The 16,189-nt window shown below is 70.4% G+C and carries 19 protein-coding genes and 1 pseudogene; 15 read left to right on the top strand and 5 right to left on the bottom strand.

The annotated features are described in order from the left end of the window. Nucleotides 1–311: 311 nt before the first annotated feature. The 9 genes from ABGB01_RS33650 to ABGB01_RS33610 all read left to right on the top strand — a co-directional run bounded on the left by ABGB01_RS33650 (nt 312) and on the right by ABGB01_RS33610 (nt 6,201). On the top strand, nt 312–461 hold the full coding sequence (locus ABGB01_RS33650) for a hypothetical protein (RefSeq protein ID WP_347777616.1): 150 nt from the start codon (nt 312–314) through the stop codon (nt 459–461). Then, nucleotides 451–1,275 carry a carbohydrate ABC transporter permease gene (locus ABGB01_RS33645; RefSeq protein ID WP_347777615.1) on the top strand — a complete coding sequence of 275 codons (825 nt, stop codon included), beginning with the start codon at nt 451–453 and terminating at the stop codon, nt 1,273–1,275. Before ABGB01_RS33650 ends, ABGB01_RS33645 begins: the two co-directional genes overlap by 11 nt. A gap of 102 nt (nt 1,276–1,377) precedes the next feature. Beyond that, nucleotides 1,378–2,388 carry a LacI family DNA-binding transcriptional regulator gene (locus ABGB01_RS33640; protein WP_347777614.1) on the top strand — a complete coding sequence of 337 codons (1,011 nt, stop codon included), beginning with the start codon at nt 1,378–1,380 and terminating at the stop codon, nt 2,386–2,388. 302 nt (nt 2,389–2,690) lie between these two features. Further along, nucleotides 2,691–3,494, top strand: a complete 804-nt coding sequence (locus ABGB01_RS33635) for an alpha/beta hydrolase (protein WP_347777613.1) — start codon at nt 2,691–2,693, stop codon at nt 3,492–3,494. Nucleotides 3,495–3,900: 406 nt separating this feature from the next. Further along, nucleotides 3,901–4,059 carry a DUF3140 domain-containing protein gene (locus ABGB01_RS33630; protein WP_347777612.1) on the top strand — a complete coding sequence of 53 codons (159 nt, stop codon included), beginning with the start codon at nt 3,901–3,903 and terminating at the stop codon, nt 4,057–4,059. A gap of 3 nt (nt 4,060–4,062) precedes the next feature. Continuing rightward, the gene (locus ABGB01_RS33625) at nt 4,063–4,413 is read left to right on the top strand and encodes a nuclear transport factor 2 family protein (RefSeq protein ID WP_347777611.1); all 351 of its coding nucleotides are present in this window, start codon (nt 4,063–4,065) and stop codon (nt 4,411–4,413) included. A 37-nt stretch (nt 4,414–4,450) separates the two neighbouring features. After that, the gene (locus tag ABGB01_RS33620; protein WP_347623622.1) at nt 4,451–4,663 is read left to right on the top strand and encodes a hypothetical protein; all 213 of its coding nucleotides are present in this window, start codon (nt 4,451–4,453) and stop codon (nt 4,661–4,663) included. A gap of 135 nt (nt 4,664–4,798) precedes the next feature. Continuing rightward, nucleotides 4,799–5,737, top strand: a complete 939-nt coding sequence (locus ABGB01_RS33615; protein ID WP_347777610.1) for a beta-ketoacyl-ACP synthase III — start codon at nt 4,799–4,801, stop codon at nt 5,735–5,737. Between the two features lie 83 nt (nt 5,738–5,820). Further along, nucleotides 5,821–6,201 carry a hypothetical protein gene (locus tag ABGB01_RS33610; RefSeq protein ID WP_347777609.1) on the top strand — a complete coding sequence of 127 codons (381 nt, stop codon included), beginning with the start codon at nt 5,821–5,823 and terminating at the stop codon, nt 6,199–6,201. Between the two features lie 58 nt (nt 6,202–6,259). Here the strand turns inward: ABGB01_RS33610 and ABGB01_RS33605 are convergent, their stop codons facing one another. Both ABGB01_RS33605 and ABGB01_RS33600 read right to left on the bottom strand, forming a co-directional pair. Then, on the bottom strand, nt 6,260–6,505 hold the full coding sequence (locus ABGB01_RS33605) for an FAD-dependent monooxygenase (protein WP_347777608.1): 246 nt from the start codon (nt 6,503–6,505) through the stop codon (nt 6,260–6,262). A 102-nt stretch (nt 6,506–6,607) separates the two neighbouring features. Then, nucleotides 6,608–7,492 carry a phosphotransferase gene (locus tag ABGB01_RS33600; protein ID WP_347777607.1) on the bottom strand — a complete coding sequence of 295 codons (885 nt, stop codon included), beginning with the start codon at nt 7,490–7,492 and terminating at the stop codon, nt 6,608–6,610. 199 nt (nt 7,493–7,691) lie between these two features. Here ABGB01_RS33600 and ABGB01_RS33595 point away from each other — a divergent pair, with 199 nt between their 5' ends. Continuing rightward, complete coding sequence (locus tag ABGB01_RS33595) at nt 7,692–8,594, top strand: acyl-CoA desaturase (protein WP_347777606.1); 903 nt, start codon at nt 7,692–7,694, stop codon at nt 8,592–8,594. A 29-nt stretch (nt 8,595–8,623) separates the two neighbouring features. Here ABGB01_RS33595 and ABGB01_RS33590 read toward each other — a convergent pair whose 3' ends face one another. Beyond that, entirely contained in the window at nt 8,624–8,842 is a 219-nt protein-coding gene (locus ABGB01_RS33590) for a hypothetical protein (protein WP_347777605.1), read from the bottom strand. 68 nt (nt 8,843–8,910) lie between these two features. On the opposite strand from ABGB01_RS33590, the gene ABGB01_RS33585 reads away from it, so the two are divergent. The 4 genes from ABGB01_RS33585 to ABGB01_RS33570 all read left to right on the top strand — a co-directional run bounded on the left by ABGB01_RS33585 (nt 8,911) and on the right by ABGB01_RS33570 (nt 12,868). After that, on the top strand, nt 8,911–10,032 hold the full coding sequence (locus ABGB01_RS33585; RefSeq protein ID WP_347777604.1) for a sensor histidine kinase: 1,122 nt from the start codon (nt 8,911–8,913) through the stop codon (nt 10,030–10,032). Continuing rightward, nucleotides 10,032–10,700 carry a response regulator transcription factor gene (locus ABGB01_RS33580; protein ID WP_347623630.1) on the top strand — a complete coding sequence of 223 codons (669 nt, stop codon included), beginning with the start codon at nt 10,032–10,034 and terminating at the stop codon, nt 10,698–10,700. Before ABGB01_RS33585 ends, ABGB01_RS33580 begins: the two co-directional genes overlap by 1 nt. Nucleotides 10,701–10,867: 167 nt before the next feature. Beyond that, complete coding sequence (locus tag ABGB01_RS33575) at nt 10,868–12,118, top strand: cytochrome ubiquinol oxidase subunit I (RefSeq protein ID WP_347777603.1); 1,251 nt, start codon at nt 10,868–10,870, stop codon at nt 12,116–12,118. A gap of 9 nt (nt 12,119–12,127) precedes the next feature. Then, complete coding sequence (locus ABGB01_RS33570) at nt 12,128–12,868, top strand: cytochrome d ubiquinol oxidase subunit II (protein WP_347777602.1); 741 nt, start codon at nt 12,128–12,130, stop codon at nt 12,866–12,868. Between the two features lie 123 nt (nt 12,869–12,991). On the opposite strand, the gene ABGB01_RS33565 is transcribed toward ABGB01_RS33570, so the two are convergent. Next, nucleotides 12,992–15,094 (bottom strand): NACHT domain-containing protein, encoded by a 2,103-nt coding sequence (locus ABGB01_RS33565; protein WP_347777601.1) that lies wholly within the window; start codon nt 15,092–15,094, stop codon nt 12,992–12,994. A gap of 67 nt (nt 15,095–15,161) precedes the next feature. On the opposite strand from ABGB01_RS33565, the gene ABGB01_RS33560 reads away from it, so the two are divergent. Continuing rightward, on the top strand, nt 15,162–15,395 hold the full coding sequence (locus ABGB01_RS33560) for a hypothetical protein (protein ID WP_347777600.1): 234 nt from the start codon (nt 15,162–15,164) through the stop codon (nt 15,393–15,395). A gap of 31 nt (nt 15,396–15,426) precedes the next feature. Here the strand turns inward: ABGB01_RS33560 and ABGB01_RS33555 are convergent. Continuing rightward, a pseudogene (locus ABGB01_RS33555) lies at nt 15,427–15,920 on the bottom strand (transposase); the annotation flags it as partial. Between the last annotated feature and the right edge of the window lie 269 nt (nt 15,921–16,189).

Below are 16,189 nucleotides of genomic sequence, written 5' to 3'. Positions count from 1 at the left end.
CTCCTGACGCTCCGCCGGTAATCCGGACCGGGGTGTGCTCCTCGATCCAGCCGATGCTGGCCAAGTGATGGCGGCCGACGCGCCCGGCCTCGCCCGTGCGGCCCGGCGGGGCCGTACGGGCTGGTGGACCGCGAGCAGGCGCGACCACCTGGTCGGCTACCTGTTCGTGGCCCCGCAACTGACCGGCAGCCTGCTCTTCGTTTTCCTGCCGCTCGGCCTGGTCGTCTACTACAGCCTGCACGAGTGGAACGTGCTCGCCGACACCTTCTCCTTCGTCGGCGACGCAGGGCGGCCCGGGAACCTCGACGACCGTGCTCGTCTACTACCTCTACCAGCAGGCCTTCCAGTTCCATCACTTCGGCTACGGCGCCACGCTGTCGGTGCTGCTCTTCGTGATCGTGCTCGCCCTCACCGTGCTGCAGTGGCGGATGCGCAGGAGGTGGGTGTTCCTTGAGACGTAAAACCGTCCTGTACGGCGTGCTCTGCGTGTTGTGCGTGCCGTTCGTCTTCCCGACCTGGTGGATGGTCACCTCCTCGCTCAAGCCGGTGAACGAGATCTTCGCCTTCCCGCCGTCGCTCCTTCCCGGCCGGCCCATGCTGGACGCCTACCGCCAGGTGTTCGAGCTGCAGCCCTTTGCCCAGCAGTACTGGAACAGCCTCTACATCGCGGCCCTCGTCACCGCCGGCACGCTGGCGGTCTCGGCGCTGGCCGGGTGGGCGTTCGCACGCATCCGCTTCCGCGGGTCGAACGGGTTGTTCCTGGTGATCCTCGTCGGCCTGCTGATCCCCAGCGAGGTCACGATCGTGCCGCTCTTCCGGCTCTTCCACTCGGCCGAGCTGACCGACACGCACTGGCCGCTCGTCCTCATCCCGATCCTGGGCGCGCCAAGCGTGCTGGCCACGTTCATCATGCGGCAGTTCTTCCTCGCGCTGCCCAGAGAGCTCGACGAGGCCGCGGCGGTCGACGGGCTGGGCCGCCTGGCCACGTTCTGGCGGATCGGGCTGCCGCTGGCCAGGCCCGCCGTCGGCGCGGTGGCCATCTTCACCTTCCTGCACAGCTGGAACCTGTACCTCGAACCGATCGTGTTCCTGACCACGCCGGAGCGGTTCACCCGGCCCCAGGCGCTCACCCAGTTCGTGGACGCCTACGGTGGGCCCATGTGGAACATGCAGCTCGCCGCGGCGTCGATGACGGCGCTGCCGGTGCTCGTGGTCTTCGTCGTGGCGCAGAAGCAGTTCGTGGAAGGACTGGCGCACACGGGGCTGAAAGGATGACCTTTCTGGCTTAAGCGGTTAACGCCCTCTGTGCGAAGACACGGTGTCGCCGGGCCGGTGGCCTACAGTAGAGAGGGTTATCCGGTTCAGGAGAGGACGTCCGTGAAGCGACCGACGATCGCCGACATCGCCAGCCGGGCGGGAGTGTCCAAGGTGGCGGTCTCCTACGCGCTCAACGGGCAGCCCGGGGTGTCGGAGGCGACGCGGGCCAGGATCGTCGCCATCGCCGACGAGATCGGCTGGCGGCCCAACAGCGCGGCCCGTGCGCTCAACGGCGCCAGGGCCAACTGCGTCGGCCTCGCGCTCTGCAGGCCCGCCCGCATCCTGGGCGTCGAGCCGTTCTTCATGGAGCTGATCTCCGGCATCGAGGGCGTGCTCGCCGACCGCTCCTACGCGCTGCTGCTCCAGGTGGTCACCAGCCACCAGCAGGAGAGCGAGGTCTACCGGCACTGGTGGGGCGAGAGCCGCATCGACGGCGCGTTCCTCGTCGACCTGCACTATGCCGACGCCCGCGTGGCCGAGCTCGAGCGGCTCGGCATGCCGGTCGTGGTGATCGGCCATCCCTCGGAGTCCGGCTCGCTGTCGGCCGTCTGGTCCGACGACGGCGAGGCCGTCCGCGAGACCGTCGGCTATCTGCGGGCGCTCGGCCACCACCGCCTCGCGCGGGTCGCCGGGCTGCCCGAACTCGTCCACACGACCGTACGCGACCAGGCGTTCGCGCAGGCCTGCGAGGGCGTGGCCGAGCACGTCATCGTGCACACCGACTACACCGGCGAGGAGGGCGCCAGGGCCACCAGGCGGCTGCTCAGCTCGCCCGACCGGCCGACGGCGATCGTCTACGACAACGACATCATGGCCGTGGCCGGCCTGTCGGTGGCGCAGGAGATGCGGGTGGAGGTGCCGCGCGACCTGTCCATCGTGGCCTGGGACGACTCGCCGCTGGCGCAGGTCGTCCGGCCGCCGCTGACCGCGCTCACCCGCGACATCCCCGCCTACGGCGCGCACGCCGCCCAGCGCCTGCTCGCCCTCATCTCCGGCGAGAGCGTGCCCCCCTACCAGGATCAGGCGGCCGTGCTCACGCCGCGCGGCAGCACGGGGCCCGCGCGCGCCTGACCGGCGCGAGTGCCATGCCCCCGATCCGGCGCGCCCGCACCGTACGCCCCTGATCCGGACGCGGGGGCCCGCGCTCCCGGGCGCGGGCCCCCGTGCGCTTCCGGCCTGCGCGGGCCCCGTGCGCGCAGGTCCGCGGCGCGTGCCGCGGGCGCCAGGTGCGTGGCTGGCAGACCGCGCGTTCCCACCGCGGCACGCGCCGTCCCCTCCTTCGCGGCACATCCCGTCCGTACGGAGCGCGGGGTGGCGCTGCTGAATACACTCGCATCCTTGACAAAATTTTTTGTCGGCTCTACGTTCAACGCATGAGCACAGTACGTTCGGCCGACGGCACCTCCATCGCCTACACCCGCGCCGGCCAGGGCCCCGCCGTCATCCTCGTGGACGGCGCGCTCAGCTTCCGCGCGCAGAGCATCAACACCGGCCTGGCCACCGCCCTGGCCGGGGACTTCACGGTCTACACCTACGACAGGCGCGGGCGCGGTGAAAGCGGCGACACCCCGCCGTTCACGACGGAGCGCGAGATCGAGGACCTCGCCGCACTCGCCTCGTTCGCCGCCGAAACCGGCGGCCCGGTGCGGCTGTACGGCACGTCGTCAGGGGCCGCCCTCGCGCTGGCCGCCGCCGACGCGGGGGTGCCGGTCGAGAGGCTGGCGCTGTACGAACCGCCGTTCATCGTCGACGACACCCGCCCCGCCATCCCCGCCGGCTACGAGCGCACGCTGAACGAGCTGGTGGCCGCCGGCCGCCGCGCCGACGCGGTGCGCTTCTTCATGCGCGCGGGCGTCGGGCTGCCGGGCGTGGTCGTGGCCATGATGCGGCTCATGCCGGCCTGGTCCACGCTCAAGTCGGTGGCGCACACGCTGCCGTACGACGTGGCGCTCGTGGCGCCGTACGAGAAGGGCGAGCCCTATCCGGAGTCGAGCTGGGCCGCGGTCAGGGCGCCCACGCTCGTCATGGACGGTGGCAAGAGCAAGCCGTGGATCCGCAACGCCGCCAGGTCGCTGGCCGGCCTGCTGCCCGGCGCCGAGCACCGCACGCTCGACGGCCAGACCCACATCGTCAAGCCGGCGGCGCTGGCGCCCGTGCTGACGGAGTTCTTCCGCTGACTTGCCCCTTTCTCTGTAGGTGATGAGGTCTCGCACCACGATCGAGCTGGGCGGCAAGACCGCCACGGGCTTCGAGGTCCCGGCTCCCCGTCGAGGGCGCGAAGAAGCCGGAGACCCGGCAGAGGCGCGTGGCCGACACCGTCGCCGAGCTCGCCGACGGGGTGGCGTGACCGCACCGCCACGGTCCGCCTTACAGGGGCCTTGACCAGGAGCGTAACGCGCGGGCTCGCGGGTAGGCGGGGCTCCATGACTGAGGGTTTCGACACCGAGATGTTGTGGGAAGAGTTCCACCGGACGGTCAACATGAACTCCGAGGAACTGCGCGCGTATCTGCTCGCCGACGCCTCCGGCGAGGAGGGGCTTCCCGCCCGACCCCGACCTGGGCATCGACGAGCTGGGCCGGGGTGTGCTGCACGTCCTGAGCAAGCGCAAGGGCGACCTGACCAGCGCCGATCTCGACGTGATGCGGCAGGTCGTCGACCTGGTCGAGACGATGGGTGAGCGGACGGACGACGAGTCGCGGCGCGAGCTCATGTCCGTGGGTCACGATCCGTTGAGGGGATAGCACATGGTCGCGCCGCGCGCGTGGATCGAGGGGTACGTACGAGCCTGGAACTCCAACGATCCCGGCGACATCTCCGCGCTGTTCACCGAGGACGCCGTCTACTACACCGAGCCGTACAGCTCACCCTGGCAGGGGCGCGACGCGATCGTCTCGGGATGGCTGGCACAGCAGGACAAGCCGGGCGACGCCACGTTCGAGTGGCATCCGGTGTGCGTGACGGACGACGTGAGCGTCATCCAAGGAGTCACGACATATGCCGATAAAACGTATAGCAACCTCTGGGTGATCCGTTTCGCGCCGGACGGGCGGTGCCGGGAATTCACCGAATGGTGGATGCTGCACGATGTCAAATGATGCAATGGCCCGAGCCGCCTTCACCCGAGGAGATCCGTTGAAAGACAACCTCGACCTCGCCGCGAGCGCCCAGCAGCTGGCCGACGCCGCCCCGACGGGATCGATCGACCGCGCCGCCGCCTCGTCCGTGGCCATCACGCTCGCCACGACCCGCGACATCACCGACGCCAGGAAGACACTGGACGGGCTCACCCCGGCAGAGGTGCGCACGGCGGCGCTCGCGATCTTCGACCGGTTGTCGGCGGACTAGTCCGGCAGGTTCACCACCCGAGGCCGGCCGTCGACAGTGAGCCGGCCCGCGATGCGCGCTGCCTCCGTCCGACAGCCGGGCCCCGGTTGAAGCCCTTCGCGTCGCTCCGCGGAGGCGGGAGCTATAGTCCGCCCCATGACTGGATCACGACTCGTCGCCACAGGTCACTACCAGCCCGCGCAAGTCCTGACTAATGAGGATTTAGCGACCATGGTGGATACCAACGACGAGTGGATCACCCAACGGGTGGGGATCCGCACCAGGCACGTCGCCGGGCCCGACGAGAGCGTGTCCGATCTCGCCGCCCACGCCGCCGCCAAAGCCCTGGCCGGCAGCGGGCTCGACACGTCCGACATCGACCTCGTACTCGTCGCCACCTGCACGCAGACCGAGCGCGCCCCCAACGTCGCCTCCCGCGTCGCCGCCGCACTGGGGGTGCCCTCCCCTGCCCTGATGGACGTCGGCGTCTCGTGCTCGGGCTTCACCCACGCCCTGGCCGTCGCCGACCACACGATCCGCGCGGGCGCCGCCACGAACGCCCTGGTCGTGGGTGCCGAGAAGATGACCGCCGTCACCGACTGGACCGACCGGACCACGTGCGTGCTGACGGGTGACGGCGCGGGCGCGGCCGTGGTCAGCGCCGCCCCCGAGGCGGAGATCGGCCCGGTCGTGTGGGGGTCTGTGCCGGAACTCGGCAGGGCCGTACGTATCGAGGGCACGCCCACCCGCTTCTCCCAGGACGGCCAGAGCGTCTACCGCTGGGCCACCACCCGGCTCCCCGCGATCGCGCGGCAGGCGTGCGAACGCGGCGGCGTGACCCCCGAGGAACTGGCCGCCGTGGTGCTCCACCAGGCGAACCTGCGCATCATCGAGCCCATCGCCAAGAAGCTCGGCGCGGTCAACGCGATCATCGCCCGTGACGTGGTGGAGTCGGGCAACACCTCCGCCGCGAGCGTACCGCTGGCGCTGTCGAAGCTCCTCGAACGCGGCGAGGTCCGCCGCGGGGCGCCGATCCTGCTGTTCGGCTTCGGCGGCAACCTGTCCTATGCGGGAATGATCGTCCGCTGCCCCTGACCTCACCCGGCACCCGGGCACAGGCCAAGGTGTTCTCCTGACCGCCTGTTGCGCGGTCGGGCCGGTGCGCGGAATGTGGAGGCATGCCGGGCATCGACACGCTGGACGGCCTGCTGGAGGCCGTGACCGAGTTCGACACGCACGCGTACGAGCCGGCCATCGACATCCCCGCGCTCGACTGGGCCAGGCGCTCGATCGACGAGGCCGGGCTGCTGCTGCTCGGCGAGATGCACGGCGTCAAGGAGAACCCGCTGATCATCCTCGGTCTCATGCGGGCCCTCGGCCTGAGCAATCTGGCCCTGGAATGGCCGGCCGACCTGCAACCGCAGCTCGACGGATGCTGGAGGCGCACGCGGCGACGAGCGCCGGCAGGTCGTCACCGGACGGCTGCGGCGCCACGAGCTGGCCCAGCTCGGCCAGCCGGTCGCGCAGGATGCGCTCCGTCCGCCACTGCGGCTGCATGATCAGGTTGGGGTACGGCACTCCCGCGGACGGCGCGCGGATCTCGTCCATGCGCCCCTCTCAGATCACCTGGTCGCCGCGGTAGGCGCGCAGGTCCGGGTATTCGGCGCCGGTGGCCAGGATCTCGTCGACAACGCCGAGGTCGTCGAAGATCTCCAGGGTGCGCGGCTGGAGGCCCTTGCCGCGGACCCCTGCGGGAGCCTCCTGCGAGCGCTCCACGATGCGGAGGTTGACACCGCGGCGGGCGAGCTCGATGGCCAGGGTCAGTCCGGTCGGCCCGGAGCCGACGATCAGTACGTGGGTCATGCCGCCGACGATGCCGGGGCGCGCTGCCAGATCACTGCCGGATCACTGCCGGATCACTGCCGGATCACTGCCGGAGCGCCTGTGTGTCGCCGCCGGCCGTTGTCAGGGGCGCAGGCGGTGGAACAGCTCGACCCTGGCGTGGTGGTAGTCGAGATCGTCCTGGTCGTGCTCGACCCCGGAGCGGGCGGCCTTGTGGAAGTAGGCGTATTCCCTGCGCAATTTGTGGCGGACGAGCTGGGCCAGCGACTCCTCGTCGAGCCGGGAGGCCGTGCCGCCCGCCTCGCGGTAGGCGTCGACGAACTCCTTGCTCGGCCCGGCCAGGTCGTCGCCCCATTCGAGCGCGGCCGCCGCCAGGTCGATCTCGGGTGCCCCGACGAAGCATTCGTCCCAGTCGAGCACCGCCACGATCGTGCCGTCCCTGGCGAGCGTGTTGCCGGCGTAGAAGTCGCCGTGCAGGGGGTGGCGCAGCGGATGCCGAGTGTGGAAGCCGGCCAGCCATCGGTCGAGCAGCGGGTCGTCCAGCCCGGCGGCGTCATGGGGCGGGTCGCCGTACAGGCCGGACTCCTGCAAGGCGGGCACCGGGCGAGGGCCGGGCCGGCAGTCTGCCAGCGACCGGTGCAGCCGGGCCAGCAGGCGGGCGCCGGCCACGCGATGCGCGGGCACCCCGGAGTCGGGCCAGGTCCCGTCGACGTGAGGCCAGCAGGAGATCGGGCGGCCCTCGACCGTGATGACCGTCGTCCCGTCGGGGGTGGGAACGGGGGCGAGCGCCTCCGGCAGCGTGGCGGCGGCGTGCCTGGCGATCGTGTGGCACCACTCGGATTCGGCGGGGTCGCGCCCGGCGGGGCCGACCCGGATCACATGGCCGTCGAGGCGGTAGGCGGCGGACTCCTCACCACCGTGCAGCCGCTCCCCCACGCCGGTTAAACCCCAGGTCAGGGCCACGGCTTCGCGTATCGCGGGGGTCAGTGGCGTAGTGGCGTAGATCACCTCGCCAGGCTACGGCAACGTCACGCTTCCGGTTTGGCGGCGGATGCGCGATGGTTTAGGCAACGTGCACCGCGAGGTAAGGAGACCTGTGGTCAGTCCTGGCACGCTCGACACTCGGGGCAGCGATTTCGCCCGACTCGCCCATCGGATCATGGACGCCGGTCTCCTTGACCGGCGACCCCTTTATTACGCCGTCAGGATGAGCATCGCAGCCGTGATCTACCTCGGCTGCTGGGCACTTTTCGCCTGGGTGGGCGACTCCTGGTTGCAGCTTCTCGTCGCGGCCGCGATGGCCGTGGTCTTCGCGCAACTCGGCTTTCTCGCCCACGACCTCGGGCACCGGCAGGTCTTCAGGAAGCGGCGGCCGAGCGACGTCGCCGGGCTGGTGATCGGCAACCTCGGCGTCGGGCTCGGCTGGGGGTGGTGGACCAGTAAGCACAACCGGCACCACGCCAACCCCAACCACGAGGACCACGATCCGGACGTGTCGCCCGCCGTGATCGTCTGGTCGGAGGACCAGGTCGCCAAAAGCCGCGGCTTTCCCCGCTTGGTCGCGAAATATCAGGCTTTCTGGTTTTTCCCGCTGCTCACGCTGGAGGCCTGGCACCTGCACGTGGCCAGCGTCAAGGCGCTGCTCAAGCCGGGCGCCAAGCGGCGTACGACCGAGCTCAGCCTGATCGTCGTGCACTTCGTGCTCTATTTCGGCCTGGTCTTCACCGTCCTGCCGCTCGGCAAGGCGCTGGTGTTCCTGATCGTGCACCAGGGACTGTTCGGGATCTATCTGGGCCTCTCGTTCGCGCCCAACCACAAGGGCATGCCCGTGCTGACCAAAAAGGACAAACTTGACTTCCTGCGCAAGCAGGTGCTGACCTCGCGCAACGTCAAGGGCGGCTGGTTCACCGACGTGGCGCTCGGCCAGCTCAACTACCAGATCGAGCACCATCTGTTCCCGAACATGCCGGCGCCCAACCTGCGCAGGGCGCAGCCGATCGTCCAGGCGTACTGCGCGGAGATCGGCGTCGACTACCTGCAGACCGGGCTCGTCACGTCGTACGGGCAGGCGCTTCGGCACCTGCACGAGGTCGGGGCCGCGCTGCGATGACAAGCCGGGCGCCCGGAGCGGGCGCCCGGTCAGTCCGCGCCCTCCTCCAGCCGCCCGCGCAGGCTGTCGCGGCGGCGTTCGAGCTCGGCGATCAGCTCGACCTGCTCGTCCGCCTGGCTGATCATGGCGGAGATCTCCACCTGGTCAGTCGCGCCCATGTCGCGGATCTGGTCGCGGATGTCCTGGTTCTCGGCGCGCAACCGGGCCAGATCCTCTTCGACCTGCCGGAGCTCGTCCTTAGTGCTCATTCACCGGCTCTACCCACAGGAACGGCGGCGATTACCCGGCTTTGACGGGGACGTACAGAATGGGAGCCATGCGGAGGCCGTCGAAGAGCACACTCGTGTCGCTCGCCGTGATCGCCGCGGTGCTGGCAGGAGTTGTCCTCACCCTGGCGCTGGGCGGCGCCGGCCGGCTCAACGCTTCCGACGTCGTGCTGCCGGTCATCGCCTCGGCCGGCCTGCTGCTGCGGGAGCGTTATCCCGTCGCGGCGCTGGTCATCGTGATCGCGGCGACGGGCGCCTACTACCCGTGGGCGACGGTCGACGGGCCGCTCATCGCGCTGCCGCTGTTCGCCCTCTACACCGCCGCGGACAAGGGGAATCTCACCGCGGCCATCGTCGCCGGGGCGGCGGCGCTGCTCGGCATGGGGCTCGGCGAGACCGGCGGGGTCAGGCACGTGGACGACAGCGCGTTCCTGATGATCACCGGATGGGTGGTGGCGGCCATCGCGTTCGGCGGCGTCACCCGCAACCGGCGCGCCTACCTCATGGAGGCGCGCCGGCACGCGCTCGACGCCCTGCACAGCAAGGACGAGGAGGCCAGGCGGCGGGCGGGAGAGGAACGCCTGCGCATCGCCAGAGAGCTGCACGACGTGCTCGGCCACAACATCTCCATGATCAACGTGCAGGCCGCGGCGGCGCTGCACGGGCTGAGGAAGCGGCCCGAGGACGCCGAGACGGCGCTGCGGACGATCAAGGAAACCAGCAAGGAGACGCTGCGCGAGCTGCGCACCACCCTGGGCGTGCTGCGCCAGGTCGACGAGGACGCGCCGACCGCGCCGGCCGACAGCCTGGCGCGGGTGGACGCGCTGGTCGAGGCGTCCGGGCTGAAGGTACGCACCGAGTTGTCCGGGCCGCTCGACGCGCTCCCGACCGAAGTCGACCTGGCCGCCGCCCGCATCGTCAGGGAAGCCCTGACGAACGTCTCCCGCCATTCAGGCACGAACGAGGCAAATTTGAAGATCAGCAATAGGACCGGAAATATCGAGATCTGCGTGGAGGATGACGGGCCGGGCGCCTCCTACGACGGGGGCAGCGGCTTCGGCCTGACGGGCATGCGCGAGCGCGCGGCCGTGCTGGGCGGCACCCTGGAGGCGGGGCCACGAGCCGAAGGCGGCTTCCGCGTCCTCGCCCGGCTGCCGGCGAAGGGGCTGTGATGGTCCGCGTGCTGCTCGCCGACGACCAGACCCTGGTGCGCGCCGGGTTCCGGTCGATACTCAGCGACGAGGACGACATCGAGGTCGTGGGCGAGGCGCCCAACGGCACGGCGGCCGTCCAGGGCGCCCGCGAGCTCCAGCCCGACGTGGTCCTCATGGACATCCGCATGCCCGAGCTCGACGGCCTGGAGGCCACCCGCCGGATCGCCGGCGACCCCCGGCTCGAAGGCGTCAAGGTGATCATCCTGACCACGTTCGACCTGGACGACTACGTCTACGGCGCGCTGCGGGCCGGCGCGAGCGGCTTCCTCGTCAAGGACACCGAGCCGGCCGAGCTGATCCACGCCGTCCGGGTCGTGGCCAGGGGCGACGCGCTGATCGCACCGTCCATCACGCGGCGGCTGATCGCCGAGTTCGCCGGCCGGGTCAAGCGCCCCGAACCCGGCCCCGAGCTCAACGCGCTCACCGATCGCGAGCGCGAGGTCATGGCGCTGGTGGCGGCCGGGCTGTCCAACGACGAGATCGCCGCCCGGCTCGTGCTCAGCCCCGCCACGGCGAAGACGCACGTCAGCCGCATCATGACCAAGCTGTCCGTGCGCGACAGGGCGCAGCTCGTCATCATCGCGTACGAAGCCGGCATGATCACCCCCGGCTGGCTTACCTCCTGACCTGCGGGAACACCCCGACCTGCGGGGACACCCCGTATACCCCGGAACGCTGGAAGCAACGTACGACCTGCGGGGTACGTCCGGCGGGCTCATGCGACCCGGGGTGTAAACCAGGTGCCCGCCGGAGCATGACGCCGCCGCCCAGGCCGTACGCGCAAGCTCTCGGCATGGACACCGTTGACCTCGCCCGCCTGCAGTTCGCGATCACCGCGGGCGCGCACTTCCTCTTCGTGGCGCTGACGCTCGGCCTGGCGACCCTGCTGGCGGTCGTCCAGACGCGGGCCACCTTCGGCAACAGCCCCGTGCACCTGCGGATGACGCGGTTCTGGGGCCAGCTCTACATCATCAACTACGCGATGGGCATCGTCACCGGCCTGGTGATGGAGTTCCAGCTCGGGCTGTCGTGGAGCGGGCTCACGGAGTACGCGGGTGACGTGTTCGGCTCGGCGCTGGCGATCGAGACGCTGGTGGCGTTCTTCATCGAGTCCACGTTCCTGGGTTTGTGGATCTTCGGCTGGAACAAGCTGAACCGGTGGGCGCACCTGGCGCTGATCTGGGTCGTGACGCTGACCGCGTACGCGTCGGCCTTCTGGATCATGGTGGCGAACGGTTTCCTGCAGAACCCGGTGGGCCACGTGCTGGAGGGCGGCAGGATGCGGCTGGCGGACTTCGGGGCGATGGTGGCAAACCCGGCGGCGCAGGTGGCGTTCTGGCACGTCGTCAGCGCCGGGATGGTCGTCGGCGGGTTCTTCATGGCCGGGGTGAGCGCGTACCACCTGCGCAGGCGCACCGTCGAGCAGGACGTCTTCCGCAAGTCGCTGCGGATCGGGATGGGGGTGGCGCTGCCGGCCGTCTTCGTCACCGCGACGTTCGGCGGGCTCGGGTTCGAGACGATGCAGCCGACCAAGCTGGCGGCCTGGTCGGGCGACGCCGAACGCCTCGCCGAGGTCCAGGCGGAGATGGTGGCCGCGCACGGGCCCGGCGACTATCTGCCTCCGGTGGAGTGGGTGCAGACGAGCGGCACGACGATGATGTTGCTGTTCGCGCTGATGATGTTCTTCGCGGGGCTGAGCTGCCTGCTGATGCTCTTCCGTCCGGTCGTACGCGGGTTCACGCTCTGGCACTGGCTGATGACGCTGATGATCCCCGTCCCGTTCCTGGCCATGCTCGCCGGCTGGGCCTTCCGCGAGTTCGGCCGCCAGCCGTGGACGGTGTACGGGCTGCTGCGGACGTCGGAGGCGATGTCCCCGGTGTCGGCAGGGCAGATGCGGTTCTCCGTGATCGCCTTCCTCACGGTGTTCGCCGTGCTGATCGCCGTCAACTACTGGCTGCTGGCGCGGCACGCCCGGCGCGGGCCCGACGCCGTGCTGCTCGGAGACCGCCCGATCGAGGCGCCCGTTCCCGCCCCTACCTTCTGAGGAGCCGTCATGGAGATCTTCATCCTGGCCTTCTTCGCGCTGGGCTACCTGGTGCTGGCCGGCGCCGACATCGGGGTCGGCATGGCGCTGCCGTACCTGGGCAGGTCCGCCGCGGAACGGCGCGAGGTGATCGCCGCGATCGCGCCGTTCTTCCTCGGCAACGAGGTGTGGCTGGTGGCCACGGCGGGCGTGCTCGCGGGGCTCTTCCCCGAGTTGGAGGGCGAGCTGCTGAGCGGGAACCACACGGTGGTCGTGGTGCTGCTGCTGGCGTGGGTGGTCCGCGACATGGGCCTGTGGCTGCGGGGGCGCGTGCCGGGGGCGCGCTGGCAGGCGTTCTGGGACGGCGCGATCGTGGCCGGCAGCTGGGGGCTGGCGCTGAGCTGGGGCCTGCTGCTCGGGCACGTGCTGCTCGGCATCACCGGGCCGTTCGCGCTGCTGCCGGCGCTGGTGGTGGCCGCATTGTTCGGCACGCACGGCATGGCCTTCGCGTCGCTGCGGCTCCGCGGCGAGCTGCGGGCGCGGGCGGCCGTGCTGTCCGGCGGAGCCGGGGAGGCGCGCACGTACGCGCTGACCTCGGCGACGCTGGTCACGGTCGGGGTGCTGGCCGGGCTGCGGCTCCCGCTGGATCCGGGCAGCGCGGGCGTGGTGCTGGTGCCGGTCGTGCTCACCATGATGCCGCTGCTCGTGGCGGCGCAGGCATGGGTGTGGTGGACGTTCCGGCACCGGGTCACCGGGCCCTCCTACCTGTGATCGTCGGCAGCTCCGGCCCGGCGGCTCACCTGGCCTTGGCCGAGGCGTTCTCCGGCGACGTCGGGGTGGGGAAGAACGCCCGCTACCCCCGGCGGTCGCGGAGTCACGAAACCCGGCGAGCGGTCACCCCTGTGCCGGGTCAGCGGCCAGATGAGCCTGCAGTTCGGAGTGGCGGAACTGGTAGAAGGGCCCGACAGTCCGCAGGACGCCCAGCTGGTGCAGATCATGCAGGAAGCGCATCAAGCGGAACGGCAGCCGGCCCGAGGGCCCGAGGTGGGCCAGGGCGATGGTGGACATCAGCCACATGTGCTGGCGTTTGTTCACCAGGCCGAACGCGATGCCGAAGACGATGCCCATCCCCGCGTGCACGGACGCGGACGAGGAGGGCGGCACGATGGACGCCTCGTTCATGAAATCCACGGCGAAGCCGACGATCGCTCCGAGGAGCAGCGCGTTCATCAGGTGCACGCCCACGAGGCTTCGGTTGACCCGCCAGGTGGACTGCGGGGTGAGGGCGGCGGTGAACGGGGGGAGCCGGTTCTCGTCCGCCTGGGCGGGCTTCTCGTCCCGCTGCTGCAGGACCCGCACGCTCACCCAGCCGAGGCCGAGCGCCGAGAACAGGGCGGCCAGGCCCATCTTCCAGCCGTACGCCACGAGGGAGTAGGCCACGAACGGCAGGCCGACGCCGGCCGGCATGATGATGGCCATCGTTCCCATGTCGGACAGCAGGCCGCGGGTGAAGTCCCGCAGCCGTTGCCGTACGCGCAGCGGAGCGAAGTCGGGGGTGCGGGCGGCCTGCACCGCGGACAGGCCGAAGCAGATGCCGAAGGCGGAGCCGAAGACCGGCCCATAGGTCAGCGTGGCGGTCAACGCGGCGGGGAGCGCGAACGCCAGACCGCTCAACCAGCCGATCCAGGTACGGGCGAGCGCGCGCCGCCCCCGGGAGGCGGGCAGCGCCTGGTCGGTCAGCCGCCACCAGGCCAGGTCATGCCCGCCGGATTCGGCCTGCAGGCGTGCCAGCCGTTTCGTCCATGCGGTGAGGCCGGCCGGGTCCCAGGTCGCGGGCCTGATCGTGGCGCGGGCGTTCAGCAGCGCGCTGAGGAGATTGTCGAGCAGGTGAGCGCGCAGGGCCGGCACGTCGTCGGCGTACTCGGTGACCAACGGAGCCGGGTCGGCACTTGGCTGGTCGATGTAGACGGCCCGGACCAGCCACAGCCCCAGGGCGGTGGAGGTGACCTCGGCCAGCGCCGGCGCGGCGCCCTCCCTGAGGGCGCGCAGGACCTCGGTCCACTCCGGGGACGAGGACAGCGCGGGCAGATGGGCGCTCAGGAAGTCCGCCACGATGTCGGGGTGCAGCGCCTTGGGCGCGATGACGGCGGTGGCCTTGAGCGGGCGCCGCGCGGCGGTGACCGCGTTTCCGTATTCGGTGGTACGCGACGTGATGATCACCTGATCGCGTTCCATGAGCGTTTCGGACAGTTTCTCGATCACCTTGGCGCGGGCGGGCTCGGGCAACTCGTCGAGGCCGTCCAGAACGGCCAGGATCGAGCCACGGGCCGCCAGGACGTCGGCGCCGTCCTGCCGCCTGCCCGGCGTGCGCAGGGCGGCGTAGTCGGTGCGCACGCGCTCGGCCACCCAGTCCTGGAAGCGCGGGTGGGCCTCGATGTCCCAGTCGGCGACGGGCAGGAGCACCGGGACCGGGTCGTCGTCGGCACGCGTGCGGATCAGTTCCAGCATCAACTGGATGGCCAGGGTCGTCTTGCCCGTGCCCGGGCCTCCGGTGATGACCAGGCGGCGCCGGCGCAGCGCGCGGAAGGCGACGGCGAGCGCCTCGACGTCGTCCGAACGGCCCGACACCGCCGGCTCGCGGTCGGCGATCAGATGCGGGTGATCCATGAGTTTGGTCCGGCGGGTCATGTGCCAGGAGACCGGGATGGGCGGATCGCCCAGGGAACGCGTCACCACCTCGTCGCTCCACCGGTCGTGGACCAACTGGGCGAGCTCCCGCATCGTCTCGGTGACGGTCCCGGGGGCGGGGGCGAGCACGCGCCCGGCCCGTTCGGCGACGAGGCCGGCCAGCACCGCCGCCACGATGGTCCCGGCGGTCCAAGGGGCGCTCCACACACCGTCGTTGAGCACCTGGTTGGCGGCCACCGACACCACGACCGGCGCGAGCACCATGGACAGCCATAACAGCCGGGCCCGCCACCTCCGCTCGCCCACCATGGCGGCCATGGTAGTCGTGGCCCGCTACCGATGACCTTGCTTCGCGTCGAAGATGGCCGAATCTCCGGTGACCACCCCGCGGTCCCAGTCGCTCGCCCGGCTCGCGACCCCGTCGCGCGACGATCAGCCGGACGTGGTGCCGGTCGCCTTCGAGTTCGACGGGACGTGCTTCTGGGTCGGCGGCTCGGGCCAGGACGTCCTGCGCAGTTCCGCAATTCCAGGCGGGACACCTCAAGGTGGCCTGGTCGTGGACGACATGGTGTCGTTCGACCCGTTCGTCGCCCGCGGCGTGCGCGTCTAGTGGGGTGACTACGAACGTTTACCGGGTTTGATCACGCGACTCTTGGGTGGGGTCGGCCCCAACGCTGCTGGCGTTCGCTGCGGATGCAGGCACGCTCACGGCGTTGGGCGGCGAGTATGTCGGAGTGGCGGGCGTTGGCGTTGCGCCAGCGCAGATAAGCCTGGAGCTCACGAGCCAAGACCGTGTGGTTGGGGTGGTCGGAGCCGGCGATCAGGAAGGTGCGCAGGGGTCCGAACTGCGACTCGATCGGGTTGGCCCGGGAGGCGTGGGTCGGGGTGAAGCACAACTCGACCTTGTTCTTGGCCGCCCAGGCGCGGATCGCCGGTGTCTTGTTGGCCGACAGGTTGTCCAAGATGACGTGGATCGGGGCACCGTCCGGGCGGGTGGCACGGATGGACTTCAAGGCGGCCAGGGTGTTGGCGCCGCCTTTGCCGCGTCGGGGGACCCCCACAAGATGTCGTCGCCGGGTGAGTAGCAACCGTGGAAGTAACGCACGCCGTGGGTGCGCGTGTAGGTCGCCGGCACAGCCTCCAGTCGGATCGTCCAACCGACTATGCCGAGACCACGAAAGATCGAGGCCGGAGAACCGAAGCAGACGGACAGAGTCTGTACGGGCAGGAGTGCCGAGCGTAGGTTGAGACCCTCACGCACCGGGAGGCATGTCCAATGAGCCTTTCCGCGTAACGGATCACGACCTTGTGTGATCACATCTTCGGTTAGGTGTGGCGTCCGTGTTCGAGACGGAGGAGGACGAGGGCCGCCCGGGTGATCGCGCCGATTCGCCAGGGGTCGAG

Origin of the sequence: Nonomuraea sp. B5E05 (genome assembly GCF_039880665.1) — a bacterium.
Taxonomy (GTDB): domain Bacteria; phylum Actinomycetota; class Actinomycetes; order Streptosporangiales; family Streptosporangiaceae; genus Nonomuraea.
This window is presented reverse-complemented; position numbering and strand designations above follow the sequence as displayed.

What these genes read in the sequence shown, in the direction of transcription:
- ABGB01_RS33635 (WP_347777613.1), top strand. Translation starts at nt 2,691, where the DNA reads ATGAGCACAGTACGTTCGGCCGACGGCACCTCCATCGCCTACACCCGC.
- ABGB01_RS33625 (WP_347777611.1), top strand. Translation starts at nt 4,063, where the DNA reads ATGGTCGCGCCGCGCGCGTGGATCGAGGGGTACGTACGAGCCTGGAAC.
- ABGB01_RS33615 (WP_347777610.1), top strand. Translation starts at nt 4,799, where the DNA reads ATGACTGGATCACGACTCGTCGCCACAGGTCACTACCAGCCCGCGCAA.
- ABGB01_RS33610 (WP_347777609.1), top strand. Translation starts at nt 5,821, where the DNA reads ATGCCGGGCATCGACACGCTGGACGGCCTGCTGGAGGCCGTGACCGAG.
- ABGB01_RS33605 (WP_347777608.1), bottom strand. Translation starts at nt 6,505, where the DNA reads ATGACCCACGTACTGATCGTCGGCTCCGGGCCGACCGGACTGACCCTG.
- ABGB01_RS33595 (WP_347777606.1), top strand. Translation starts at nt 7,692, where the DNA reads ATGAGCATCGCAGCCGTGATCTACCTCGGCTGCTGGGCACTTTTCGCC.
- ABGB01_RS33590 (WP_347777605.1), bottom strand. Translation starts at nt 8,842, where the DNA reads ATGAGCACTAAGGACGAGCTCCGGCAGGTCGAAGAGGATCTGGCCCGG.
- ABGB01_RS33585 (WP_347777604.1), top strand. Translation starts at nt 8,911, where the DNA reads ATGCGGAGGCCGTCGAAGAGCACACTCGTGTCGCTCGCCGTGATCGCC.
- ABGB01_RS33580 (WP_347623630.1), top strand. Translation starts at nt 10,032, where the DNA reads ATGGTCCGCGTGCTGCTCGCCGACGACCAGACCCTGGTGCGCGCCGGG.
- ABGB01_RS33575 (WP_347777603.1), top strand. Translation starts at nt 10,868, where the DNA reads ATGGACACCGTTGACCTCGCCCGCCTGCAGTTCGCGATCACCGCGGGC.
- ABGB01_RS33570 (WP_347777602.1), top strand. Translation starts at nt 12,128, where the DNA reads ATGGAGATCTTCATCCTGGCCTTCTTCGCGCTGGGCTACCTGGTGCTG.
- ABGB01_RS33565 (WP_347777601.1), bottom strand. Translation starts at nt 15,094, where the DNA reads ATGGTGGGCGAGCGGAGGTGGCGGGCCCGGCTGTTATGGCTGTCCATG.